General features: G+C 55.5%; 22 protein-coding genes. 15 read left to right on the forward strand and 7 right to left on the reverse strand.

From position 1 onward, the window contains the following. The first annotated feature begins 16 nt into the window (after positions 1-16). The gene (gene larE / locus JUJ53_RS08165; RefSeq protein ID WP_204151501.1) at positions 17-823 is read left to right on the forward strand and encodes an ATP-dependent sacrificial sulfur transferase LarE; all 807 of its coding nucleotides are present in this window, start codon (positions 17-19) and stop codon (positions 821-823) included. 36 nt (positions 824-859) lie between these two features. Here the strand turns inward: larE and JUJ53_RS08170 are convergent, their stop codons facing one another. Next, positions 860-1747 carry a LysR family transcriptional regulator gene (locus JUJ53_RS08170; protein WP_204151502.1) on the reverse strand — a complete coding sequence of 296 codons (888 nt, stop codon included), beginning with the start codon at positions 1745-1747 and terminating at the stop codon, positions 860-862. A 297-nt stretch (positions 1748-2044) separates the two neighbouring features. Here JUJ53_RS08170 and JUJ53_RS08175 point away from each other — a divergent pair, with 297 nt between their 5' ends. The 10 genes from JUJ53_RS08175 (at position 2045) to JUJ53_RS08220 (ending at position 12070) form a co-directional block, all read left to right on the forward strand. Next, positions 2045-2539, forward strand: coding sequence for a redox protein (locus tag JUJ53_RS08175; RefSeq protein WP_204151503.1), 495 nt, complete (start codon positions 2045-2047; stop codon positions 2537-2539). Positions 2540-2628: 89 nt separating this feature from the next. Then, positions 2629-3840, forward strand: a complete 1212-nt coding sequence (locus JUJ53_RS08180; RefSeq protein ID WP_204151504.1) for a sulfite exporter TauE/SafE family protein — start codon at positions 2629-2631, stop codon at positions 3838-3840. Further along, positions 3821-4435, forward strand: a complete 615-nt coding sequence (locus tag JUJ53_RS08185; protein WP_204151505.1) for a hypothetical protein — start codon at positions 3821-3823, stop codon at positions 4433-4435. Before JUJ53_RS08180 ends, JUJ53_RS08185 begins: the two co-directional genes overlap by 20 nt. 648 nt (positions 4436-5083) lie before the next feature. Next, positions 5084-5257 (forward strand): hypothetical protein, encoded by a 174-nt coding sequence (locus tag JUJ53_RS08190; RefSeq protein WP_204151506.1) that lies wholly within the window; start codon positions 5084-5086, stop codon positions 5255-5257. Positions 5258-5660: 403 nt separating this feature from the next. Beyond that, positions 5661-6623, forward strand: coding sequence for a YihY/virulence factor BrkB family protein (locus JUJ53_RS08195; RefSeq protein ID WP_204151507.1), 963 nt, complete (start codon positions 5661-5663; stop codon positions 6621-6623). Between the two features lie 132 nt (positions 6624-6755). Next, complete coding sequence (locus tag JUJ53_RS08200) at positions 6756-7388, forward strand: thylakoid membrane photosystem I accumulation factor (protein WP_239124876.1); 633 nt, start codon at positions 6756-6758, stop codon at positions 7386-7388. A gap of 284 nt (positions 7389-7672) precedes the next feature. Beyond that, complete coding sequence (locus JUJ53_RS08205; RefSeq protein WP_204151508.1) at positions 7673-8314, forward strand: DUF3386 domain-containing protein; 642 nt, start codon at positions 7673-7675, stop codon at positions 8312-8314. Between the two features lie 199 nt (positions 8315-8513). After that, positions 8514-8744 carry a NifU family protein gene (locus tag JUJ53_RS08210; protein WP_204151509.1) on the forward strand — a complete coding sequence of 77 codons (231 nt, stop codon included), beginning with the start codon at positions 8514-8516 and terminating at the stop codon, positions 8742-8744. 241 nt (positions 8745-8985) lie between these two features. Beyond that, positions 8986-11220, forward strand: a complete 2235-nt coding sequence (locus JUJ53_RS08215) for a glycoside hydrolase (protein ID WP_204151510.1) — start codon at positions 8986-8988, stop codon at positions 11218-11220. Between the two features lies 1 nt (position 11221). Then, positions 11222-12070, forward strand: a complete 849-nt coding sequence (locus tag JUJ53_RS08220; protein WP_343327916.1) for a M28 family peptidase — start codon at positions 11222-11224, stop codon at positions 12068-12070. A 23-nt stretch (positions 12071-12093) separates the two neighbouring features. On the opposite strand, the gene hisS is transcribed toward JUJ53_RS08220, so the two are convergent. From hisS to JUJ53_RS08240, 4 genes are all read right to left on the reverse strand, one after another. Then, entirely contained in the window at positions 12094-13380 is a 1287-nt protein-coding gene (gene hisS / locus JUJ53_RS08225; protein ID WP_204151512.1) for a histidine--tRNA ligase, read from the reverse strand. A gap of 5 nt (positions 13381-13385) precedes the next feature. Beyond that, on the reverse strand, positions 13386-13706 hold the full coding sequence (locus JUJ53_RS08230) for an acyltransferase (RefSeq protein ID WP_204151513.1): 321 nt from the start codon (positions 13704-13706) through the stop codon (positions 13386-13388). Positions 13707-13718: 12 nt separating this feature from the next. Next, positions 13719-14003: a LuxR C-terminal-related transcriptional regulator gene (locus JUJ53_RS08235; RefSeq protein WP_204151514.1), complete on the reverse strand. Its 285-nt coding sequence runs from the start codon at positions 14001-14003 to the stop codon at positions 13719-13721. Between the two features lie 82 nt (positions 14004-14085). Then, a complete protein-coding gene (locus JUJ53_RS08240; protein WP_204151515.1) occupies positions 14086-16209 on the reverse strand; it encodes a recombinase family protein in 2124 nt (707 codons plus the stop codon). A gap of 286 nt (positions 16210-16495) precedes the next feature. On the opposite strand from JUJ53_RS08240, the gene JUJ53_RS08245 reads away from it, so the two are divergent. The 4 genes from JUJ53_RS08245 to JUJ53_RS08260 all read left to right on the forward strand — a co-directional run bounded on the left by JUJ53_RS08245 (position 16496) and on the right by JUJ53_RS08260 (position 20168). After that, on the forward strand, positions 16496-17848 hold the full coding sequence (locus tag JUJ53_RS08245) for a proton extrusion protein PcxA (RefSeq protein WP_204151516.1): 1353 nt from the start codon (positions 16496-16498) through the stop codon (positions 17846-17848). Positions 17849-17919: 71 nt separating this feature from the next. Continuing rightward, entirely contained in the window at positions 17920-18696 is a 777-nt protein-coding gene (gene tsaB / locus JUJ53_RS08250; RefSeq protein WP_204151517.1) for a tRNA (adenosine(37)-N6)-threonylcarbamoyltransferase complex dimerization subunit type 1 TsaB, read from the forward strand. 122 nt (positions 18697-18818) lie between these two features. After that, positions 18819-19565: a hypothetical protein gene (locus JUJ53_RS08255; protein WP_204151518.1), complete on the forward strand. Its 747-nt coding sequence runs from the start codon at positions 18819-18821 to the stop codon at positions 19563-19565. A gap of 411 nt (positions 19566-19976) precedes the next feature. Next, positions 19977-20168, forward strand: a complete 192-nt coding sequence (locus tag JUJ53_RS08260) for a DUF2949 domain-containing protein (RefSeq protein WP_204151519.1) — start codon at positions 19977-19979, stop codon at positions 20166-20168. A 79-nt stretch (positions 20169-20247) separates the two neighbouring features. Here JUJ53_RS08260 and JUJ53_RS08265 read toward each other — a convergent pair whose 3' ends face one another. After that, positions 20248-21753, reverse strand: a complete 1506-nt coding sequence (locus tag JUJ53_RS08265) for a UDP-N-acetylmuramoyl-L-alanyl-D-glutamate--2,6-diaminopimelate ligase (protein ID WP_204151520.1) — start codon at positions 21751-21753, stop codon at positions 20248-20250. 27 nt (positions 21754-21780) lie between these two features. After that, positions 21781-22086 carry a glutaredoxin family protein gene (locus JUJ53_RS08270; RefSeq protein WP_204151521.1) on the reverse strand — a complete coding sequence of 102 codons (306 nt, stop codon included), beginning with the start codon at positions 22084-22086 and terminating at the stop codon, positions 21781-21783. Between the last annotated feature and the right edge of the window lie 61 nt (positions 22087-22147).

Genomic DNA, 22147 nt, shown 5'->3' on the forward strand with positions numbered 1-22147 from the left:
CCCGTTAGACCATAAGATGGCCCAACTCACGGCCATTTTTGCCGAGATGGACCATGCGTTGATTGCCTACTCCGGTGGAGTAGACAGCACTCTAGTGGCCAAAATTGCCCAAGACGTCCTAGGCGATCGCGCCCTAGCCGTCACCGCCGATTCTCCGTCCCTCTTACCCGATGACTTAGAAGACGCTCGGGTTCAGGCCGCCATGATTGGGATTCGCCACGAAATCGTCTCAACCCACGAGATGGATAATCCCAACTACACCTCAAACCCCATCAACCGCTGCTACTTTTGTAAAAGCGAACTCCACGACACCCTCAAACCCCTGGCCCTAGACCGAGGCTATCCCTACGTCGTCGATGGCATTAACGCCGATGACCTCAGTGACTATCGCCCCGGCATTCAAGCGGCTCACGAACGAGGGGTGCGATCGCCCCTGGCTGAAGTAGGCGTCAGCAAACTAGACGTGCGCGCCTTGTCTAAACAGTTGAACCTACCCTGGTGGGACAAGCCGGCCCAGCCCTGCCTCAGCTCTCGCTTTCCCTACGGCGAAGAAATTACCGTCGCCAAGCTACAGCGCGTGGGGCGAGCCGAACGCTACCTCCGCGATCGGGGCTATCGCGACCTGCGGGTACGCTCTGAGGGAGACACCGCCCGCATCGAGCTACCCCCCGAAAGCATCAAAGAATTTGTGCTGACCACCGATCTCAACCAAATTGTTCGCGAGTTTCAAACCTACGGATTTCTCTACGTCACCCTAGATCTAGAAGGCTACCGCAGCGGCAAACTCAATCAAGTTCTGCAAACTGCTGCCGCTGGTCTCTAACCTTCCGGGATTGACGTTTTCTGGAGCATTGGGCCACTACGGAACGGATGTTGTGGCAAACAGTCCTGTACCCCGCAGCACATCTAGGAACGCAAAGACCGTAGGCGGGTGAATGGCCTCCGACAACACCGCCGCGCCAATCACCCGATCTAAGGGCACCGGCAGCGATCGCACCAGAACGTCTTGGGGAATGGGTAGCGCTGCCAGTCGGGGTAAAATTGCTGCGCCTAGCCCCTGAGCCACCATGCTGACAATGGTGGAATCTTCCTTGATCTCGTAGGCTACCTTCAACGACTGCCCCCACTCTGTCCAATAGTTGCGCACAGCGGAGGTGCATTCGGCGTAGTTATACAAAATGAATGAGTAGAGCGAAAGCTGCTCCCAGGTGAGTTGATCGGGGGGGATGGCCCCCGTCTGGGGCAACAACACCACATATTCATCCCGCGCAATCTCCCAGGTGGCAAAGTCTTCTGACCGGGGTAGCGGCACCAACCCAATATCCACACGTCCTGCCCGCAGCTCCTGCTCCACCCCCGAGGGATCCAGTTCTGATAGCGTCACCTCAACTCCTGGAAAGCGCTGGCTAAATCGGGCGATCATCGGCGGCAGCAGGTGGGTTGCGGCGCTGCGAAACGATGCAATGCGCAACCGACCGCCATTTAGACCCTTTTGTAAATTCACCTCTGCATCAATACAGCCCCGCAGATCTAGAATCTGACGGGCATGGTGCATGATGCGATCGCCCATGGGGGTTAATCGGGCACCAAACCGCCCCCGCACTAAAAGCGGAACGCCCAATTCATCCTCCAAGGAAGCGATCGCTCGACTCACGGCCGCTTGAGATGTATTGAGCCTAAGAGCCGCCGCTGAAAAGCTGCCCTCTTCCACAACCGCCAACCAAACTTGAAGATGATAAATGTGCATCTTGTCAATCTATTCGATTTTCGGATAGATGAGCTACAGGATGAGTTTTGATCTCTGAAGATAGCAACGCTACGGTAGACGGAACACCTGATTGGACAGCCAACACCGTCAGCCCCAGACTTCCTCATCCCCCAAAATAGCTCAGCAATCTGCGAATGGGACGCGGATCAACCCCCTTAATTGCAAAGCGTCATGACATGACGACCTGCAGATGTCCTTCTCCATTCCATGGAATGAGCCGTCTGAACCCTGTGCGGCGTTGATACACCCCTGTATATTGCCTACCCCCTTTTCCCTATGTTTGAACTCATCCCCTACCAAAAATTCCGCGACACCCCTAGTGTTCGTTTTTTTGATATCACCATCAATGACTCTAATGCCCGCGATCTCGTCTTTCATGACGGCCCTGCGGTCAGCCCCAACAACACCGATCGGGGCAACTGGCAGTTTTATCTCCATCCCCATCAAGAAGATAATCTCCTAGCCGTCTCTGGAGGCCGCACCTTTTATCTGGTGAATTTTAACTGGGAACAGCCTTTTCATATGGTGCGCCTAGAAGCCAATGGTGCAATTTTGCGGATCCCTCCCGGCACCTTCCACCGCTCGGTGTCTGACCGGGGAGGTTCCCTCGTGCTCAATCAAGCCGTACGTACAGCCCAGGCTACCGTTGAACGAGAGTTTCGAGTTTACAGCAGTGCCGACATTCCCAAACTCAGGCAGATAACCTCCTACGGAGCCCCTGCCCCCCTTCTCCACGGCTTCCCTGAAATGGATGAGCGACGAGCTGCCTAAGCGATCGCCCCCTTTCACAACAAGCGCCCTCACACCTTTTAGGGGAATGGTAAACTCAAGGCAGTCTATTTGAATCCGACATCGCTGGAATGCTCGATTTGCTGCTCATGGCCAGCCTGGGATTCCTAGGGAGTTTTGGCCACTGTCTAGGCATGTGTGGGCCCATCACCGTCGCCTTTTCCCTATCGCAGCGGTCAGATCTCCAAGGGCGCTGGCCCCAAGTCCGGTTTCACCTGCTGCTCAATCTGGGCCGCATCGCTAGCTACGCTCTAGTGGGGGCGATGATTGGCGCGATCGGGTCGGTGCTGGTGGCCGGTGGGCAAATGGCTGGGGTGGGTAGCTTGTTGCGACAGGCGATCGCCGTTGGAACCGGGCTCTTGCTGGTGTGGTTCGGTCTGGGACAAATTCGTCCTGGACAGGTGCCCCCGGTGCCTATGCTCAATCCCATGTCCCAGACTAGCTGGCACGATCGCCTCAGTCGGGCGATGCAAACCCTTTCCCTCAACCCCCAGCGCTGGACACCGCTGCTGCTGGGGCTGGTGTGGGGACTGATGCCCTGTGGGTTTTTATATGCCGCGCAGATCAAGGCTGCTGACACAACGGAGCTGTGGATGGGTGGAGCGGCCATGCTGGCGTTTGGGATCGGCACCCTGCCCACCATGCTTGGGGTCGGCGTATCCACCGCTGCTCTCAGTGCTGATCGGCGAGGGCAACTCTTTCGCCTAGGGGGCTGGGTGACGCTCACCGTCGGTCTGCTGACCCTGTTCCGGGGCAATGACATGGTCGATTTCACTGGACATGGGGCGCTGGTCTGCCTCTTGCTGGCGCTGGTTGCCCGCCCCATCAGCCGCCTCTGGTCGCCGTTTCTGATCTATCGCCGTGCCTTAGGGGTTAGCGCCTTTGTACTGTCGGTGGCCCACGTGGCCCACATGGTCACCATGGGCTGGAACCCAATGGCTCTCCCCTTTTTGCTGCCCCGCCTCCAGATGGGGGGTTGGGCGGGCCTGATTGCCTTGGCGTTGATGGTACCCTTGGCTGTCACCAGCTTTGACCAAGCCCAGGCCTGTCTGGGAGCTAGGTGGCGGCAGTTACACCTGCTCAGCGTACCAATTTTTATGCTGGTCATTACCCATGCGCTGCTGCTGGGCTCCAGCTACCTGGGGAGTTTTGATCGTACCTCTCGGCACTGGCTGGGGGCGATCGCCCTGGGGAGCCTGGCAGTTTTGGCTCTGCTGCTACGCTGGCGACGGTTTTGGGCCATGTTGTCTCTAGAGAAGTTTTATGCGCCCTACAAATCTTAGTGGGCTGGGCTGGCTAGTGATGGTGCTGCTGGCGCTGCCTGCCCAGGCCCACAAAACCGAGGTGTCGGGTGATGTGGCCGGTACCTGGCACCTTGAGCCCAACCACAGCCCCAAGGCTGGAGAGGTGGCTCGGGTCTGGGTGGCCCTCACCCAACCAGGGGGGCGGGCAATTCCCCTTGAGCAGTGTGACTGTCAACTGGCGGTGTACAACACCAACCAGCCCGAGGCAGATCCGGTGCTCACGCCGACGCTAGAGGCCATGTCTCCCGAACGTTTTGAGGGGATTCCTGGGGCTGAGGTTATCTTTCCCTCCGTGGGTGAATACCGTCTGGTTTTGACTGGCAGCCCCACAGCCGAGGGCAGTTTTACACCTTTTGAACTCAGCTACACCACTGTAGTAGCGGCCGGTTCTGCCCCGGAGGCACCTCTACCTACCCAGGAAAATGCGCCGTCCTCTGAGGAGGCGATCGCTCCTTTAGAACAGCCCGAACCAGCAGATGATCTGCCATTCTGGAGACTCGGGGCGATCGCTGGAGCAGCCATGACTCTGCTAGTATCTCTAGTTCTAGTCGGACGAAAGATCGGCAAACACTAGCGCGGCTTGAGCGAAGCACCAGATACTGGCTGTCAATCGCTTAAAACTGGTGTCTTCAAGCAGGCTTCTATTGCACCTGAGTTGTATCTACCCGTGGCACCGATCTCAGTTGAGTTGGTAGTTGATATCCAAATCCACTCGGAGAAGATTCAGGCAAGGGCTTGCCTAAGTCATCATCGGCTCAGGACTATCCAGGCTCGTTGCAGTTTTATTTGTACTTTGGCTCTAGGCGATCGCCCTCCCTCATAAAGTGCGCCCTCACTCCTTAGAAATGTGGGGGAGCGTGTTTTTTTGATAAGTAAACATACTCATCAAAAATGTGAAGGAACATGTTTTTTGAATGAGCAAAAATACTTACTTATTATGCATTTTGTTGACCCTGATATCGATGTTTAAGACATAAGAATTCAAAAGTTTTGTGAATCCGATTTTTCTTAACAATTGCCGCGATCGCTCTTGATAGAAGCACTTCAGGTCGTCTAGACCTTTAGGTTTATCAATGATCAGCATAAATTACGCTGATTGATGGAAGACCTCAGGGATTAAGTGTCGTATATTACTAAACATGAATTCCATTGTGTAGATTAGTAAACAACCTGATTCCAAATGTGGTTTATTGCATCCATTGCTGCGCTTAGTGCAGCGTACATGTATAACAAGGCAGAAAAATCATCGGCAGAGATCGCGATCGCCTGTGTAGCGGTGGCTCTTGTTGGTATTGCTCTTGCCCTCGTTGCGGCACCTTGGCCAGTGCATCTTCTCATGCTGGCAGCCGTGCTGGTGTCGAATCGTTCCGTAGGCAGTTTGTTTAGCAACCGATAGTTCTGAGAAAGCCCAACGCCACCGGCAATCTCCCGCATCGTTAGCTACATCATCACAACCTGCCCTCTCGCAACTCAATCCGCTGTGAATGCCGAGATACCACTACGGATCTCGGCATTTCGCTTGTAGTCCTAGGTGACCATGCAAAAATCTTGCGTCTCATCAATCTAGGGCCCCCATGACGCTTAGGAGCAACGCGTGACTCTGTTAAACTCAAAGTGCAATGTGAAATAGCCCTCGGGGCGATCGCCCATTGCTAGATTTATCCCTATCCACTATGATTCAGTCGCTGTTGAAACAGCACCTGAATCACCTCTAGCCATTTATTTTTCTGGCACGTCGATCGCCACTCATCTGCCCATCATTCTGGATGATGAAATCCAGACCCTATTGCTCAGTCGCTATGTATGCCCCTCGCTTTGTGCGCTTTTTTCAACACATCAACCTCACCACCCTACGCCGGGTGATCAAAGGGGTCATGGCACAGCGACTACCCAGCTTGTCGGCAGAGATGGCCTACAATGCGCTACTCGCCCTTTTCCCTGCCGTACTGACCGTCTTAACTGCTGTCAGCCTCTTCGAACCCCTCACCAACTCCTTCGAACGCCTCATGGGTCGGCTGAGTGAAGTTGCTCCAGTGGACGCCCTCAATCTGATTGAAAATTTCGCCAGCGACATCACCACCGGCGGCAGTAGTGGTCTATTTTCCGTCAGCTTTTTAATTGCCCTCTGGGTGTCCTCCAGCGCCCTGAGCGCCGCCATGCGGGCCTTGGATCAAATTCACCAGATCCCCCAAGCGTTAATGCGGCCGTTTTGGAAAGCGAAGCTGATTTCCCTAGGACTAACCCTGGGAACGATCCTGTTGCTGATGCTAGCCTCCACCTTGGTGTTTATTAGCGACTGGGCGATCAGCAACCTAGCTATTCAAAGTTCAACCTTTGCTCCGTGGCTGCTGCAGGGATGGCGCTGGCTCACCTGGCCCTTTGCCTTGGGCATCATGTCTTTGGCTTTTGCCTTCATCTACCGCTTTGGGCCAAGTCGCTGGAGCCCTAATAAGCCCTTATTCCCCGGAGCTGTCCTCGCGGCTATTTCCTGGGCCCTGATTTCCAACGGCTTTCGTCTCTACGTGCTGCATTTCGGCAACTACAACAAAGTCTATGGCACGGTGGGCGCTGTGATTGTGCTGCAACTGTGGCTCTATATGAGTTCCTTGGTGATGCTGATCGGCGATCAGGTGAACGTCACCGTTGGGGAAGCCATGCAGACCAGCGATCGCCAACGCCTAGCCGCTGATCCCTCGGAACCCAAGCCACGCCGCTCGAAATCCTCCACGGGGCCAGGGGTAAAACGCCCCTCTCGCTTCTAGTCAATGGCAGTCATGTCAAACTCGATCGCAAGAGGTGTAGCCCTTGTTGCAAAATACAAAGGAGTAGGACGAAGCCACCGTTAAAACAATGGCCTTTGTCCTCGGGACTATTGCGGACATTACCCTCGGCCCATGCGACTTTTTTCTCGATCGCCCATGTTATGGATTTGTCAAATGACTGCATCGCTCAAGACCTATTGGCGGCGATCGCCCCTCGCTTCCATCCTGATATCAACCGTGCTAGCGATCGCCCTGGTGGTGATGGGCGCGACCCCAGCTCTAGCCGGATTAACCGACGATCGCTTTGACGGCGGCATTTTCCCTCTCTATGCCGGTAACGGCTCCCTGGTTCCCCCTCGGGTCACCCTAGAAGCATCGCTCAAGGGCGATCGCCCCACCCTGCTGGTGCTCTACATCGACGACAGCAGCGACTGCAAAGCCTACGTCTCCGTTGTTTCGCAATTTGATGCCTTCTACGGACGCGCCACCGATATTATCCCCATTGATATTGACTCCCTGCCGATCAAGGATCAGTATGAACCCACAGAACCGGGCTACTACTACGAAGGTCTAGTCCCCCAAACGGTTGTCTTTGACCAAGCTGGCCAGGTTGTGCTCAACAAAACCGGATCCGTAGACTTTGAAGAACTCGACGATCGCTTCCGAGAAATTTTTGACCTGCTGCCGCGATCGGAATCGACCGAACTCAAACGGCGATCGGTCAACGAGGTGAATACCGAGCTTGTTCCCAATTCTGAATCGTGACCTCCACGGCCAGACCTCGAAAAAACTCCCTACACTGAAAACAGCACGGAACACCCAACCGGAACCCGACCTTCAGTCATGGAGCGATCACGGTGAGAGATCATGGTGAGCGATCACGATTGCGTGAGATAGACCGCTTGCTCTCAACCTAGGGGAGTTGCGATCGCTCCCTGATCCAAAACCTTTCAGCGCATCACCTAGAGCTGGTATGGCCCTAGGGATGCTGCATGGGGTGTTTCGTCATCCCTCTGTGGGACTGCTCAATTGCCATAGGTATAGACATAATGACAACTACTCAAATCAACGCTCAAGATCTATTTCGCTCCGCCTACAACAATCGCTACACCTGGGATACCAACTTCCCTGGATTCACCGCCGATCTCACCGTGACCCAAGGCGACGAAGTCCACACCGCTAAGGTGACCGTCAAGGCTGATTACAGCGTTGAGGTGACCGACATTGAAGATGAAACCGTTAAGGAATCGATCTACACCCAACTGCGCGACGTGGTGACCCATCGCAAGCGCAATTCCTTTGAGCAGGCCCACAGCAAACACACCTTCAGCGCTGGCACCACCGACGACACCGGTGCCGTTGAAATCCTTGTCGGCGGCGATGCCATGGGGTCTAACTACAAACTACGCAACAACGAAGTCTGTCAAGTTAGCCGCGTTATGGGACGCATGGCCTTCACCATCGACCACCTCGATAGCTTAGATACCGGCAACGGCTACGTATCAACTCGCTACAATGCCGTCTTCCGCAATCCGCAAACCCAAGACATTCTGCGAGACATGCAGTTTGAAGATCGCTATGAAGCCGTGGGCGACTATTACCTGATGAGCCAGCAAACCATCCACGCCACCGCCGATGGTCAACAAACCACTACCGTCTTCCAGTTTTCCAACCTAGCGCTTTTAGGTTAGATCTCGGTTTCTTAAGAGGCGATCGCCCCCTACCTATTGATTCAATCAGAATTCTCTAGGTCAAGCCTCGAAGGATAACAGACCCTAGATGTTAGACTTTGGGTAGATGTTGAGGGCGATCGCCCATCCGAGAGTGACTCTAGCGCTACACCATCTAGATTAGACATCATCGCTCACCCTGCACCCTATATCACAAGCCATGGAACTCACAATTACCAACGTTGAACAAGTCCTTGATGAACTTCGTCCCTACCTCATGTCCGATGGTGGTAACGTCGAACTTGTCGAACTCGATGGCCCAGTTGTGCGGCTGCGACTTCAGGGAGCTTGCGGATCCTGCCCTAGCTCAGCCATGACCCTGAAAATGGGTATCGAACGCCGTCTCCGGGAATCCATTCCCGAAATTGTTGAGGTCGAGCAAGTTCTGTAGTGCTGACTGTGATAGTTGGTAGGTATTCTTAACGTAAATAGTTACATAACGCGGGGAAGTGACATCATCTTCCCCGCGTCGTTTAAGTAGAGTAGTAGCAGTGACTCTACCAAGACAGGTTGGACTCATGCCAGCCTGCGGTAAAGTTATGTTGTGTTGCTCTAGCCATGGTGCTAGTCCACTTCTTTGCCCCTCTCTGTTAGGCGATCGGGTGTCTGACAGAGGCACTTTAGGAGGTTCTATGCCTCATCCGCTCTACGTTGCCATCATCTGGCACCAACACCAACCCCTTTACAAAAGCCGAGTAGCCGGTCATTACCAACTGCCTTGGGTGCGGCTGCATGGCACCAAAGACTATCTCGACTTGGTGCTGATGCTTGAACGCTATCCCAAGCTGCATCAAACCGTAAACCTAGTTCCCTCCCTGATCTTGCAAATTGAGGATTATGTCGCTGGGAAGGCCAGGGATCCCTATCTATCCCTAGCGTTAAGCGACGTAACCACCTTCACAGATACCCAACGCCGCTTTACCGTCGAGCATTGTTTCGACGCCAACCACCGTACCATGGTGGATCCCCATCCTCGCTATGCTGAACTCTACAACCAGCGGCAGGAGCAAGGTTTAGGCTGGTGTGTGGAAAACTGGGGGCCGGCCGACTATGGTGATGTGCTGGCCTGGCACAACTTGGCCTGGATTGATCCACTCTTTTGGGACGATCCCCAAGTGGCCCGCTGGCTAGAGCAGGATCGCAACTTTAGCCTCAGCGATCGCCAACAGATTTACGTTAAGCAGAAGGAGATCCTAAGCCGTATCATCCCCCAGCACCGCAAGATGCAGGAGCAGGGACAGCTTGAGGTCACCACCACACCCTATACCCACCCCATTCTGCCGCTGCTGGCCGACACGGATGCTGGACGGGTGGCGGTACCGGGTATGCAGTTGCCCAACCACCGCTTCCAGTTTGCGGAAGATATTCCCCGCCATCTGCAAAAATCTTGGGACTTATACATCGATCGCTTTGGCTGTGCTCCGCGTGGGCTGTGGCCGTCTGAGCAGTCGGTGAGCCCAGCCATGCTGGATCCAGTTGCTAAGCAAGGTTTTCAGTGGCTCTGTTCCGATGAAGCCGTCCTAGGCTGGACGATGAAGCATTACTTCCACCGCGATGGTTCCGGCAACGTCCAAGAACCAGAGTTGATGTATCGCCCCTATCGCCTAGAAACGCCCCATGGCGACCTGGGTATTGTCTTCCGAGACCACCGACTGTCGGATCTAATCGGCTTCACCTACGGAGCCATGGAACCCAAGGCCGCCGCCGCTGATCTGATTGGCCACCTAGAAGCGATCGGGCGATCGCTCAAATACAACCAGCACACCGGCCATACGTCCCTCGATCATCCTTGGCTAGTCACCATTGCCCTGGATGGCGAGAACTGTTGGGAATATTATCCTCACGACGGTAAGCCGTTCCTAGAAGCGCTCTATTCGAGACTGAGTGAACAAACCGGGATCAAACTGGTCACCGTGGGTGAATTTCTAGAGCAGTTTCCTGCCACAGAGCGCCTGCCCGCAGAGAACCTGCACAGCGGCTCTTGGGTGGATGGTAGTTTCACCACCTGGATTGGCGATCCGGCGAAGAACAAAGCGTGGGATCTGCTCACCGAAGCCCGTCAAGTCTTAGCCCGCCATCCCGAAGCCACGGAAGAGAACAACCCCGAAGCCTGGGAAGCCCTCTATGCCGCTGAAGGATCCGACTGGTTTTGGTGGTTTGGCGAGGGGCATTCCTCCAACCAAGATGCCATGTTTGACCAACTGTTCCGAGAACATTTGGCAGCCATCTACTACGCCCTGAATGAACCCGTGCCAACGGCCGTGCAGCAGCCGATCGAAATCCATGCGGTGGGCGGTGACCACCTGCCCATGAGCTTCATCCATCCGGTTATTGACGGCATTGGCGACGAGCAGGATTGGGATAAGGCAGGGCGGATTGAGCTCGGCGGAGCCCGAGGCACCATGCACCGCAGCAGCGTCGTCCAGCGGCTGTGGTATGGCGTAGACCACTTAAACTTCTACCTGCGGCTAGACTTCAAGAGCGGTTCAAAACCCGGTGTGGATGTCCCACCCGAGCTGCATCTCCTCTGGTTCTACCCCGATCGCTCCCTGAGCACCAGTCCTGCGCCCTTGGCCAATGTGCCTGATGAAGCACCGGTCAACTATCGCTTCCACCACCACCTCGGTGTGAACCTCGTGACCCAGTCCGCCTGGTTCCAAGCGGCCACCGAACATCATCGTTGGCAGGCCCATCCCTCCCGCGCCCAAGTGGGGATCGATCGCTGCCTAGAGATTGCCGTTCCCTGGGCCGATTTGCAGATGGTAGAACCCGATTGGCAGATACGTATGCTGGCTGTTTTGGCAGAAGACAGTTGCTACAACAGCTACTTGCCGGAACATCGATTGATTCCCGTCAATGTGCCCTAGGGTGGCTGATGCCGACCTGCGATCGCGCCTAGAGAAGCATCTGAGCCATCTGGTGCGCGATCGCGATCCCTATCTGGCCACAGCCGGCTATTTTTTCGTGCGGGACTATATCCGTCAGGACTTATCCCAGTGGGGATCGGTGACGGTGCAGGAACGCAAGCAGCCGCCTCTGCCCCTGCAAAATCTGATTCTGCATCTCCCCGGCCAGCGCCCTCAGACCGAGCCTATCTTAGTTGGAGCCCACTATGACGCGGTACTTGGCTCCCCCGGTGCCGATGACAACGCTAGCGGTGTAGCGGTCTTACTGGAGCTGGCCCGCTGGTTGACCCAGCATCCCCCAGTGCATCCCGTCATCCTGGTTGCCTTTGACCTCGAAGAATATGGCCTGCAAGGTAGTTACGCCTTCGTTGAAGCATGGCGATCGCACCAGCGTTCCCTACGATTAATGCTGTCTTTAGAAATGCTGGGCTACTGCGATCGCACCCCCGGCAGCCAGCGCTATCCGCCAGGATTGGCGAGATTCTATCCCGATCGCGGTGACTTCATTGCCCTCGTGGGCAACCTCGCTACCCTGCCTGACTTGATCCGCCTCAGCCGCCACATCAACCGCAGCGGTACCTCCTGCCAATGGCTGCCGGTGCCCTTGCGGGGGCGCGGCGTACCCGACACCCGCCGCAGCGACCATGTGCCCTTTTGGGATGCGGGCTATCGCGCCATTATGGTCACCGATACCGCCAACCTGCGCAATCCCCACTATCACCAGACCAGCGATCGCCTCCAAACCTTAGACTTAGACTTTCTCACCGGCGTATGCCAGGGGTTGTCCATGGGGTTGACCGCACTGTCTTAGCTGCCGGCCTAGCTGCTGCTGGACTAGATACCAGCTCGCTGGGCCGCAATCGTCTGGCGCAGAGAATCGGCTTTGTCCAGCAGTTCCGCTTGGGCGATCGCTTCCTGATCTCCACTGGCCAACCACTTCAGGTTTACCGTGCCCGCCTCTGCTTCTGCATCGCCCAGGACAAGGCAAGCGATCGCCCCACTGCGATCGGCCCGCTTAAACTGCTTACCGAAGGCACTGCCGCTCAGATCCACCTCCACGGAAAAACCCTGGTGGCGTAGCTGCTGGGCTAGCTGAGCCGACTGCGCTTCCGCTCGTTCTCCCCGCGACACCAGATAAAAATCTAGATCCGGCAGCGATGTTTCCTGCAACTGGCGCAGCAGGAGCGTCAGCCGCTCTAGACCAATGGCCCAGCCCACCGCCGCCGTGTCGGGGCCGCCCAGTTGCCCCACCAATCCGTCATAGCGCCCGCCGCCACATACCGTTGCCTGGGCTCCCAAATCCTGGGACACCAGTTCAAAAGCCGTGTGGGTGTAGTAGTCTAGCCCTCGCACCAGACGCGGGTTGAGGGTGTAGACAATTCCCAAATCCGTCAGCAACTGCTGCACCCGGTCAAAATGCTGCTTCGAGTCATCTCCCAGGTAATCCAAAATGCTGGGGGCATCCTTGGCGATCGCCTGAGTGCGTTCGTCTTTGCTATCGAGAATGCGTAGGGGATTGCGCGTCAGGCGTTCCTGGGAATCTGCATCTAGGTCAGCCTGAAACGGCGTGAAATAGGTCACTAGGGCATCGCGATAGTGGTGGCGATCGCTAGGATTGCCTACGGAATTTAAGTACAGCGTGAGACCCGTGAGACCCAAGGTTTGCAGCATATCCGTTGCCAGAGCCATCACCTCCACATCAGCTCGGGGATCGCGACTGCCAATCACCTCCACCCCTAGCTGATGGAACTGCCGCTGCCGTCCTGCCTGGGGGCGCTCATAGCGAAACATCGGCCCGGTATACCACAGCCGCTGCACACCACCCTGGGCATAGAGACTATGCTCAATAAACGCCCGCACCACCCCCGCCGTATTTTCCGGTCGCAGGGTTAGGGAGCGATCGCCCCGATCGTGAAACGTATACATCTCCTTACCCACCACATCCGTGGCTTCGCCGATGCCCCGCTCAAACAAATCCGTTTGCTCGAAAATGGGCGTGCGAATTTCCCGGTAGGCCGACCGCGCCAAAATCTCCCGCGCTGTCGCCTCCACCTGCTGCCAAATCCTGACCGCCTCCGGCAGAATATCCTGTGTGCCTCGGCTTGCTTTGATCGTGCCCATGCTGCCTACTTACGCTCAACTGCCGCTTGGGACTTGATCACGTCCCAGTCCCCGTAGCGATCGCCATAATACGCTAAAACCTGCTCAACGCGGAGATGAGATGCATCATCTGCCTCTGGCTTGTAGCGAATCCACAAACCACCCGCCTGACTTTTGAGATAATCAAAGTCTTGAGACGTTTGGGGTAATAGACCTGCTTCTACACCCGTCACTTGCCGCAGATGAGCCGCAATTTCGCGATAGACCCCCAAGGGCAGATGGGTACAGCGAATTTGATAGGGGGGCTGAGCATCCTGAGCCCCTGATGATTGCTTACCAGTCGCCATGATTTAAATTCTCTACGCCTCGCCCTGGGCAATGCTGCTATCCACCACCGGCAGGGTGCAGCAATTGACTTGATCGATGCAAACCTTGCCCCACTGCAGCGCCCAGCGTACTAGGGCTACCCGATTTCCCGTTGCCGTTTTGGTGAGAATATTGCTGACGTGATTATCCACCGTCCGCTTGCTGATCTCAAGTTTTTCAGCAATTTCTTGATTGGTCAAACCTGAAGCAACCAAGTCAACAATTTGCAGCTCTCGATCGGAGAGAACTCCTGACCCCTGAGATTCACCAACGCTCATAATCCCAACCGTGTATTTTTACTCACTGTACCTTTCATTTTAAGGGGTGATAGGCAAATCTACTGACTGGGTTTAGGGGTTTTCATGAAGGTTCACCAAGGTTCACTGTTGCCTCGGGTATGGATCGGTCGGGGGCGATCGCTTGGGCAGCATTGACGATCGCCAACAGCGGCCCCACCTGCTCCTGACCATTGGTGGATAAATCGCTATGGCAAAGATAGAGGCGATCGCGCACCCGTCTGAGCAGATCCGCCACCTGACGTTGGAGGCGAGCCAGATCATCGGCCTGTTCGTCCACCGCTGTCCAGGGTTGGCCAGACCAATGGCTGAGGAACATGGGCGCACCCACCAGCGGCCCCCCTCCGGTTAGCCATAGGGTGGAGCCGGCATCGAGCCAAAAATGCCAGCGATGATGACAGCGCTGCGATCGATACTGAAACAGCGTTGCCAGGGTCACCGCATCTGGCGATCGCCCCATCGAACGCAGGGGATAGGGATCCGCTGTAATCGTGCCATGCTGCAGCAGGTCGATAAACGCGCCGACCACCGCCGCGTCGGGTAGGTGGTGGTGCCCTGCCTGTCGCAACTGTCCATCTACCTCCCAATAGTGCTGGGCGGTTTCCATCAGCTCTCGCAGCGCCGATAGCTGATCGTAGGGCAGCGCCGTGCCGCCGTGGAAAAATTGTTGAATGGCCCGATCTAGCAATGTGATCGGTTTCAGCAGCTTGGGCACCGGTGATGAATCTAACTGCTGTTTCTGGGTGGCAATCCAGCGACGAATCGCGTCATAGGCCTCTGTGGCCTGATAGCCCAATCGATCCCAGCGCGGAAACGCCGTGGCCTCCAGCAGGTGAGGATGCTGCACATCGGGCACAAAACAATGATCGGTCAGCAGACCAGCCCGCACCGGATCGATAGAGACATCCCCGCCGCGATCGCTGACGGGCGTCGGCTGTTGGCTCAGCACCACCAGCATATCGGCCACCGCATCCGCCTGGATCAACGGCCCTAACCCTGGATAGATCAACGCCAACAGCGTCAGCAGCGATCGCACCTTGGGATAGCTCACCAAGGGCTGCTGATCATGCAACGAGATCAGCGCAATGCCGCGGCTGTTCAAGATCTCCCGCAGCGTATAGCGAGCGATCGCATCCAAACCTGGGCCGATAATCGCCACCTCATGGGCCGCCACCTGCCCCGAATGAATCGCTTCGGCAATCTGCTCTGCCACCTGGCGCAAAAGACTGCCCCGCGCCGTGGTTTGAATCGCCTGCACCGTCTCCGGCACCTCCACCCACAGCGGCTCTGCCAGCCAACTCAGCACCCTGTCTACCCCCAAGCGATCGCCTAAGGATTGCTCCGGATTCGCCACTAGCGTTTCTTGCTGACAGCGCTGGGCCAACTGCCCCAGACAGCGGGGATCGGCTCCTAGCCCTAGACGGATCGCCCCTTCGGGGTTAAACGTGAACAGGGAAGGAATCTCGGCATCTAGCCACTGGCTGAAGAGATCAAAGGCGATCGCCGGATAGTCATCCAGATCATCCGCCAGCAGCGCCCCGTAGCGATGGGTGAGATGGGATTGGTACTGGGGATTGGGCAAGAGGTGTTGGCCATAGAGTTCCGTAATCAGACCGTAGGTGAGCAGCCCCCGCTGCAAACACCAACTCCGCCACTGCTGCAGCGCCTCTCCCATGTGGTGCCACAGATCGGGTGTGCCGCCCATCTCTCCCAGCCCCGCCTCTAGACGAGCGGGAATATCATCGATCGCCGTCCCGCTCAATGCTGCAAGCTGCCAGATATCCAGCGATCGCCGCACCATCACGGCTTGACGTACCCCTTCTTGCTGGAGTGGGCCACCGTCGAGCAGCGGTTGCCATACCTGGGTGGCCAGGGCCTGTTCTGTCTCCGGCCGCAGCCGTACTGGGAAAGGTGTTGTAAGCTGCAGAGATTGGGCTAATAGAGGCCAAAACAGCATCACCTCCTTCTGAAAAAATCCTAAGGGCGTGTGCGACTCAAACGGTACGGCTACCTGAGTATCAAGCAACCGATCGACTAGCTCTAGGCGATTATCGCCATTGGCCGCAAAGACCACCATCGGACGCAGGGCAGCGCCTTGATCCTGCGCCCATTGGGCATACTGGCGCACCAAGCGTTCCGTCTTACCACTGCGCGTTGTTCCAACAATCCAGAGAAATCCAGAAGACACCTATCGTTCCTAAAGGGATTTGATATGATACTACTCACATCTTGACTCTATCTAGGTCATAGAGATACGCCCTAGGTCATAGAGATACGCCTCTCGCCCATGCATCCCCATTCTATTGCCTAGCCGTCCTGAGGCGATCGCTCTTCCAACGAGTCTGTGAACGTGAGCCCACCAGAGCGCCCATTGATTCACCCACTCATCCAGCGACCGTTGCCCACCAGCTCAGAGATGATCCTTCGCAGCTCAACTCGTCTCAACCCTGTGGGTAAACCGTTCCCCTATCATTATGACATCAGCACTTTCCAGCACCGTTAAACGATATTTGCGCCGGCTCAATCAATGGTGGCTCAAAACCCCCGATCGCGCTTTGGACGAAGCCTATGCAGCCGCCTGCAAGATCCGCAGCATTGAAGAAAATCACTTCAATGGCGATCGCATCTCTCCCGATGTGGGCAACTATGGCGAGGGCACCCAAGCCTATTTCCAGGGCGAACTGAAGAAAAACCTGGAAACGGCCCGCCTGCGCCTAGCCGAATTTAAGACCAGCAATTCCGTCGTCCGGCTCTCCAACGCCCGCATCACAGAAGTGGAGGTAGACGATCGCTCCGGTGAAGCCAACGTCAATATTATTGATAAACCCGCCCTCATTTTTAAGAAACTGCGGTTTATTGACGACGTGCTAGATCGCTATAGCCCCCAGCGCTACACGCCCACCCGCCGTGCCCCCCTCGTTGTCACCGCCACAGATCCCAGCTCCGACCCAGCCCCCTTAGGCAGCCCTGCTCCTGGCCCACCCCAAACGCCCCGCTCTACGGCCCCGCGCAATGATGTGGCCTCCTTTGCCGATAAAACCGGCGTGTTACCGCGCTCCATTTTGCGCACCGTCGATCGCATCCGCCGCGAATTAGACCCCAAAGCTGAAGACCAGGTTGTTGAAACCTTTCGCGATTCTAAAGTCCGCACCTTTGTCTCCCTACGCTTCATTTTGATTTTAGTGATCGCCCCCTTGTTAACCCAGCAAGTGGCCAAGAACTTCCTGGTGGGGCCCATTGTCGATCAAAGCCGCCATGAAGATAGCGCCATCATTTTTCTCAACAGCGAAATGGAAGAGGAGGCCCTAGAAGAACTCAGTCGCTATGAAGAACATTTGCGGTTCAAAGCCCTTATTGGGCAGATACCCGCCATTTCATCGGAAGAGATGGAATCTCGCATCAAGGAAAAAGCGGCAGAAATTCAGGACGAGTTTTACTGGCGCAGTTCCGATTCCATCAAAAACATCTTTGCCGACTTTCTATCCGTCCTCGTCTTTGCTTTTGTCCTCGTTCGCAGCAAGGCAGAAATTGCTGTTCTCAAATCCTTCATTGATGAATTGATTTATGGACTAAGCGACAGTGCCAAAGCTTTCATTATTATCCTATTCACCGATACCTTCGTTGGATTTCACTCTCCCCACGGTTGGGAAATTATTCTGGAGGGCATCTCTCGACACTTTGGGCTACCCGCCAGTCGAGACTTCATTTTCTTATTTATTGCTACATTTCCCGTGATCTTAGATACGGTTTTCAAGTACTGGATTTTCCGATATCTCAACCGTATCTCGCCTTCAGCCGTGGCCACCTACAAGAATATGAACGAATAGCCGCGATCGCTCCCCCATCATTTGCCTCTATCTAACTTTCTCCATCGGACTTTGTTTAACCCTACTTGTTCATGACCTCTGCATCCCCATCCTACGCCCTGGCCATTCATACCTCTAGTCCTGATCTAGGCTTAGCCATGGCATCTCTCGCAGATCTATCTAGCTCTGATCAATCCAGTTCAGACCTATCCAGTTCAGACCTATCCAGTTCCGATCGATCTGGCTCTGATTTATCTCACTATGATCGATCTCATGCCGATCTGTTTGGCGATCGCCGCTCTCAAGTCTGGCCCCTTGGACGAGAGATTTCCAGCCAGCTCCACCTTTATCTCCAGGACTTTTTGCAGCCTCACACTTGGTCAGATTTGGCCTATCTTGCTGTTGCCATTGGCCCCGGTAGCTTCACCGGCACCCGCATCGGCGTGGTCACCGCCCGCACCCTGGCCCAGCAGCTCAAGATTCCTCTCTTCGGCATTTCCAGCCTAGGAGCGATCGCTTGGCAAGCGGCTGCACCCATGTATCACACCGATCCAGATCGACCTATCCAGATCGCTGTTCACATGGCTGCCCAGCGTCAATCCGTCCACGGCGCAATCTACAGGATGCAGCGATCGCCCCAGGATGGCCAAGCCACCCTCGTTGCCCTAGTGCCCGATGCTGTCTTTTCTCAAGAGGGCTGGCAAGCCTGCCTCGCCGCCCATCCCAAACCCGACCATTGGGTCGAAGCGATCGATGGACTAGGGGAGTCCGTAGTATCAATCTTGACCTTGGCGCACTTAGCATGGCAACAAGGTCATCGCCCTGACTGGTCATCGGTTCTACCCACCTATGGGCAAAGCCCAGTCTAGCTATCTCAGTCTAGATGCGCCCAGTTTATGAAACATTTATACAACCCCTCCGGGATTTGAACGCCGTCAGCGAAGAACTAGGTGAACTCTAACCTTATCTTGCAAAAAACGGAGACATCCTCATGGTTCATCATGCAACGGATCGGTGTTGGTTGCTGGGCATTTCTTTCGCCCTCAGTGCAGGGTTAGCAGCCTGTGGTTCAACCTCTGCGCCCTCTTCCTCCGCCGTCACAACGGTGGCGATCCCCAATGATACCGAGGAAGTCTCGCAGGATGACACGTCAGAAACACCGGAGCTAACCATGCGATTAACCGCCCCCGCCTGTGAGCAACTGGTTAAGCATTGGGACAACGGCGATATTGAAGCGGCCTTGCTGCTAACGGATGACCTGATCGCCACCCATGAGGCGATCGCTGCCCCCGTTGATGTGGCTACTCAATGTTCCGAAGTTCTGGGAGAAGCAACCTCTATGGCGCTGGTGGATGTGTCCGTTATCTTAGATGAACAAGAAAGTGCTGGCAGCGTTAGCGATCGCGTCTTAGATCGCTTTACCCAGGGTGAATGCTGGCTGCTCTCCGGTGCCTACAACACCAATGCCCTCGTGGGCGATATTTTTAAGGATGACCTAGCGACGGATAATATTGTCGGGCAACATTGTGCTGGGTTCCTCGCCACTGATCCCAACAACCCGGCCATAACGGCCCTATTGGGAGCGATCGCTGCTGAAACTAACCTCTCCAGCCAAGACTGCTGGCTTTTGCGCGGAGCCTACGATGCAGAGATTCCCCAAGTGAAAGAAGCGATCGGTGATTCTCCCCTCACAAACCCCAGCCTGCAGTCATCCTGCACTGCCGAATTTAAGGGATAGCGCTCTGGAATCAGACTCTCCTCCCCATCTTTATCAAAACTTATTCAATTCATCCGAGAAGTTCACCCAATTGATCTATACAAACCCTAGAGACTTTGCTAAATTATGATTCCGGACTAATTGTCAGGTCGCCACAGAATTCTGTATCGTATGTAACAGAATTTTAAGTTTTTGTCCCAACAGGATACTTGAGTCCGGAATGGTGCGTCAGGGATTTGAAGATCATGCCCGGTTGGCAGCGATCGCTTCAACTCGGTTTGTCGTCCTCAGGGCTGATGAACCAGGCTTTTAAGGGAAAGCGATCGCTCCTTGCTTTCGCCCTAGCCTAGGAAAGCTTGCCTCAGCATCTAGCTTCTCCAGTCCTTGCCCAACCTTTTTCCTTCAAGTCATTCCTCAGGAGGTGATCGCGCTATGACCCCCCAAAGCTATACTCGACTCGTCCAATTTCTAGAAGAGGAATTGTCTCTTTCCTCATCAGCCATTTCCATGGCCCTGCGCCACTGCGAACAAGATCCGGGGCCCTTGCCGATGATCCTCTGGAAGTATGGCTTGATTACCTTGGAACAGCTTGATCGAATTTTTGACTGGCTGGAAACAGCCTAATTAGATTAAGGCAACCCGACCAACCGTCTGACTCCCCCCGATTGCTAGCTTCTCCACCAGCATCAGGGGGAGTTTTAGATTAGGCGTAGCGTGCCATCAAGGCATCTCGGGCCTGTTCACGATCGTCAAAATGCACCTTCTCCGTGCCCAAGATTTGATAGTCTTCGTGCCCTTTCCCAGCAATCAACACCCCATCCCCTGGCTTAGCCTGCAGGATGGCAGTGCGAATGGCCTCAGCGCGATCGCCAATCACCAGCGGCTCGGCGTCCGGTGCAATACCCGCCACAATGTCATCGAGGATCCGAGCTGGATCTTCGGTGCGCGGGTTATCGGAGGTGACAATGGCCACGTCAGACAAGCGGGCTGCAATATCGCCCATCTGTGGCCGCTTGGTGCGATCGCGATCGCCTCCACAGCCAAACACACAGATCATCTGCCCCCGAATAAACGGACGGGCCGCCTTCAGCAGGTTTTCCAGGCTGTCTGGCGTGTGGGCATAGTCCACAATGACGCTAATATCTTGCTTTTTATGAATCTGCACCTGTTCCATGCGCCCTGGCACGCCCGCAAATGTTGGTAGGCGCTGAGCGATCGCTTCTAGCTCCACGCCTAACTGCAGCGCTGCTCCAACGGCGGCCAAGAGGTTGGCTAAGTTAAACTGCCCCACGAGCGGCGACCGAAACGCGATCGCTCCTTTAGGCGTATGGAGTTGTCCCGATACCCCATCCACGCCATAAACCAAATCACTCGTCCATAAATCCGCGCTGGCATCTTGGGTGCTATAGGTCCACAATTGCTCTGCCGGCAAGCGTTCGCAGAGCTGCCGGCCATAGGAATCATCCCAATTCACCACAGCCCGCCCCGTCAGATAATCTGGCGTAAAGAGCAATGCCTTGGCGTTAAAGTAATCGTCTAAATCCTTGTGGAAATCTAGGTGATCTTGGGTCAAATTTGTGAACACCGCCACATCAAAGCTACAGCCCATCACCCGTCCTTGAGCTAGGGCGTGGGAACTGACCTCCATGACCCCAAACTGACTGCCGGCGCTCACCGCCGCCGCTAACTGCCGCTGGAGTTCTAAGGCAAAGGGTGTCGTATGCACCGCCGTTTCCTGATGCCCTGGCCAACGGGCATAGAGGGTGCCTAGCAGGGCTTTGGGGGTATCACCGAGGAGATATTCAATCAGGTGGGTGGTGGTCGTTTTGCCATTGGTGCCGGTCACGCCTACTAAGTGGAGCGATCGCGTCGGATGTCCATAGAAGCAGGCTGCTAGCTGGGCACAAACCTTCGGCATATCTTCCATGGGAATGACACAGCCCTCGGCCACCGCCGCTGGGTACTCCCCATCCGGTAAAGGCTTCTGGGCGGCGGCTGGAGACACTAGGGCAGCGATCGCTCCCGCTGCGATCGCCCCTCGCCAAAACTCGCCCCCATCCACCCGCGTTCCCGGCATTCCTAAAAATACATGCCCCGGCTGGCAGGCATGGGAATTGGTTGAAAGCCCTGTCACATCTTGATCCAACGCTGGATGATCGGGGAGATCCCTGTCCTGGATCACCGCTGCTAAGAGTTCACGCAATTTCATGTCAACACGTCCTCACATGCAATCCTTCTATTCTGGCTGATGACGACGCTGATATGTCTGTAGCATTTGCTCCACTTGAGCAATGCTGGCCCGGGGCGAGAGGCGCGGCAGACGCAGCGCACTGCCCTTGTCTACGCCCTCCGGTAAGACTGCCGAATCGGGCAACACCCACATCAGGATAGGAATCTCGTATTGATAGGCTTGAAACCAGTCATCCTGGGTCGTGATGTCTCGAATCTCTAGGGCGATCGCGACCGTGGTGACCTGCTCCAGTTTTTCCTGAAGACCCTCACAAAGATGACATCCAGGTTTGCTGTACAAGATCAGATGCATAGAGTCGGTAGGCAATGACGTCATAGGGCTCAGATAGCGAAGCACCAACTGCTATGGGTCG

The organism is Leptolyngbya sp. CCY15150, from assembly GCF_016888135.1.
In the GTDB taxonomy this organism is placed as follows: Bacteria; Cyanobacteriota; Cyanobacteriia; order RECH01; family RECH01; genus RECH01.

Excerpts from the sequence above, each read along its gene's own strand:
- larE (WP_204151501.1), top strand. The coding sequence starts at position 17 with ATGGCCCAACTCACGGCCATTTTTGCCGAGATGGACCATGCGTTGATT.
- JUJ53_RS08170 (WP_204151502.1), bottom strand. The coding sequence starts at position 1,747 with ATGCACATTTATCATCTTCAAGTTTGGTTGGCGGTTGTGGAAGAGGGC.
- JUJ53_RS08175 (WP_204151503.1), top strand. The coding sequence starts at position 2,045 with ATGTTTGAACTCATCCCCTACCAAAAATTCCGCGACACCCCTAGTGTT.
- JUJ53_RS08180 (WP_204151504.1), top strand. The coding sequence starts at position 2,629 with ATGCTCGATTTGCTGCTCATGGCCAGCCTGGGATTCCTAGGGAGTTTT.
- JUJ53_RS08185 (WP_204151505.1), top strand. The coding sequence starts at position 3,821 with ATGCGCCCTACAAATCTTAGTGGGCTGGGCTGGCTAGTGATGGTGCTG.
- JUJ53_RS08190 (WP_204151506.1), top strand. The coding sequence starts at position 5,084 with ATGTATAACAAGGCAGAAAAATCATCGGCAGAGATCGCGATCGCCTGT.
- JUJ53_RS08195 (WP_204151507.1), top strand. The coding sequence starts at position 5,661 with ATGTATGCCCCTCGCTTTGTGCGCTTTTTTCAACACATCAACCTCACC.
- JUJ53_RS08200 (WP_239124876.1), top strand. The coding sequence starts at position 6,756 with ATGCGACTTTTTTCTCGATCGCCCATGTTATGGATTTGTCAAATGACT.
- JUJ53_RS08205 (WP_204151508.1), top strand. The coding sequence starts at position 7,673 with ATGACAACTACTCAAATCAACGCTCAAGATCTATTTCGCTCCGCCTAC.
- JUJ53_RS08210 (WP_204151509.1), top strand. The coding sequence starts at position 8,514 with ATGGAACTCACAATTACCAACGTTGAACAAGTCCTTGATGAACTTCGT.
- JUJ53_RS08215 (WP_204151510.1), top strand. The coding sequence starts at position 8,986 with ATGCCTCATCCGCTCTACGTTGCCATCATCTGGCACCAACACCAACCC.
- hisS (WP_204151512.1), bottom strand. The coding sequence starts at position 13,380 with ATGGGCACGATCAAAGCAAGCCGAGGCACACAGGATATTCTGCCGGAG.
- JUJ53_RS08230 (WP_204151513.1), bottom strand. The coding sequence starts at position 13,706 with ATGGCGACTGGTAAGCAATCATCAGGGGCTCAGGATGCTCAGCCCCCC.
- JUJ53_RS08235 (WP_204151514.1), bottom strand. The coding sequence starts at position 14,003 with ATGAGCGTTGGTGAATCTCAGGGGTCAGGAGTTCTCTCCGATCGAGAG.
- JUJ53_RS08245 (WP_204151516.1), top strand. The coding sequence starts at position 16,496 with ATGACATCAGCACTTTCCAGCACCGTTAAACGATATTTGCGCCGGCTC.
- tsaB (WP_204151517.1), top strand. The coding sequence starts at position 17,920 with ATGACCTCTGCATCCCCATCCTACGCCCTGGCCATTCATACCTCTAGT.
- JUJ53_RS08255 (WP_204151518.1), top strand. The coding sequence starts at position 18,819 with ATGGTTCATCATGCAACGGATCGGTGTTGGTTGCTGGGCATTTCTTTC.
- JUJ53_RS08260 (WP_204151519.1), top strand. The coding sequence starts at position 19,977 with ATGACCCCCCAAAGCTATACTCGACTCGTCCAATTTCTAGAAGAGGAA.
- JUJ53_RS08265 (WP_204151520.1), bottom strand. The coding sequence starts at position 21,753 with ATGAAATTGCGTGAACTCTTAGCAGCGGTGATCCAGGACAGGGATCTC.
- JUJ53_RS08270 (WP_204151521.1), bottom strand. The coding sequence starts at position 22,086 with ATGCATCTGATCTTGTACAGCAAACCTGGATGTCATCTTTGTGAGGGT.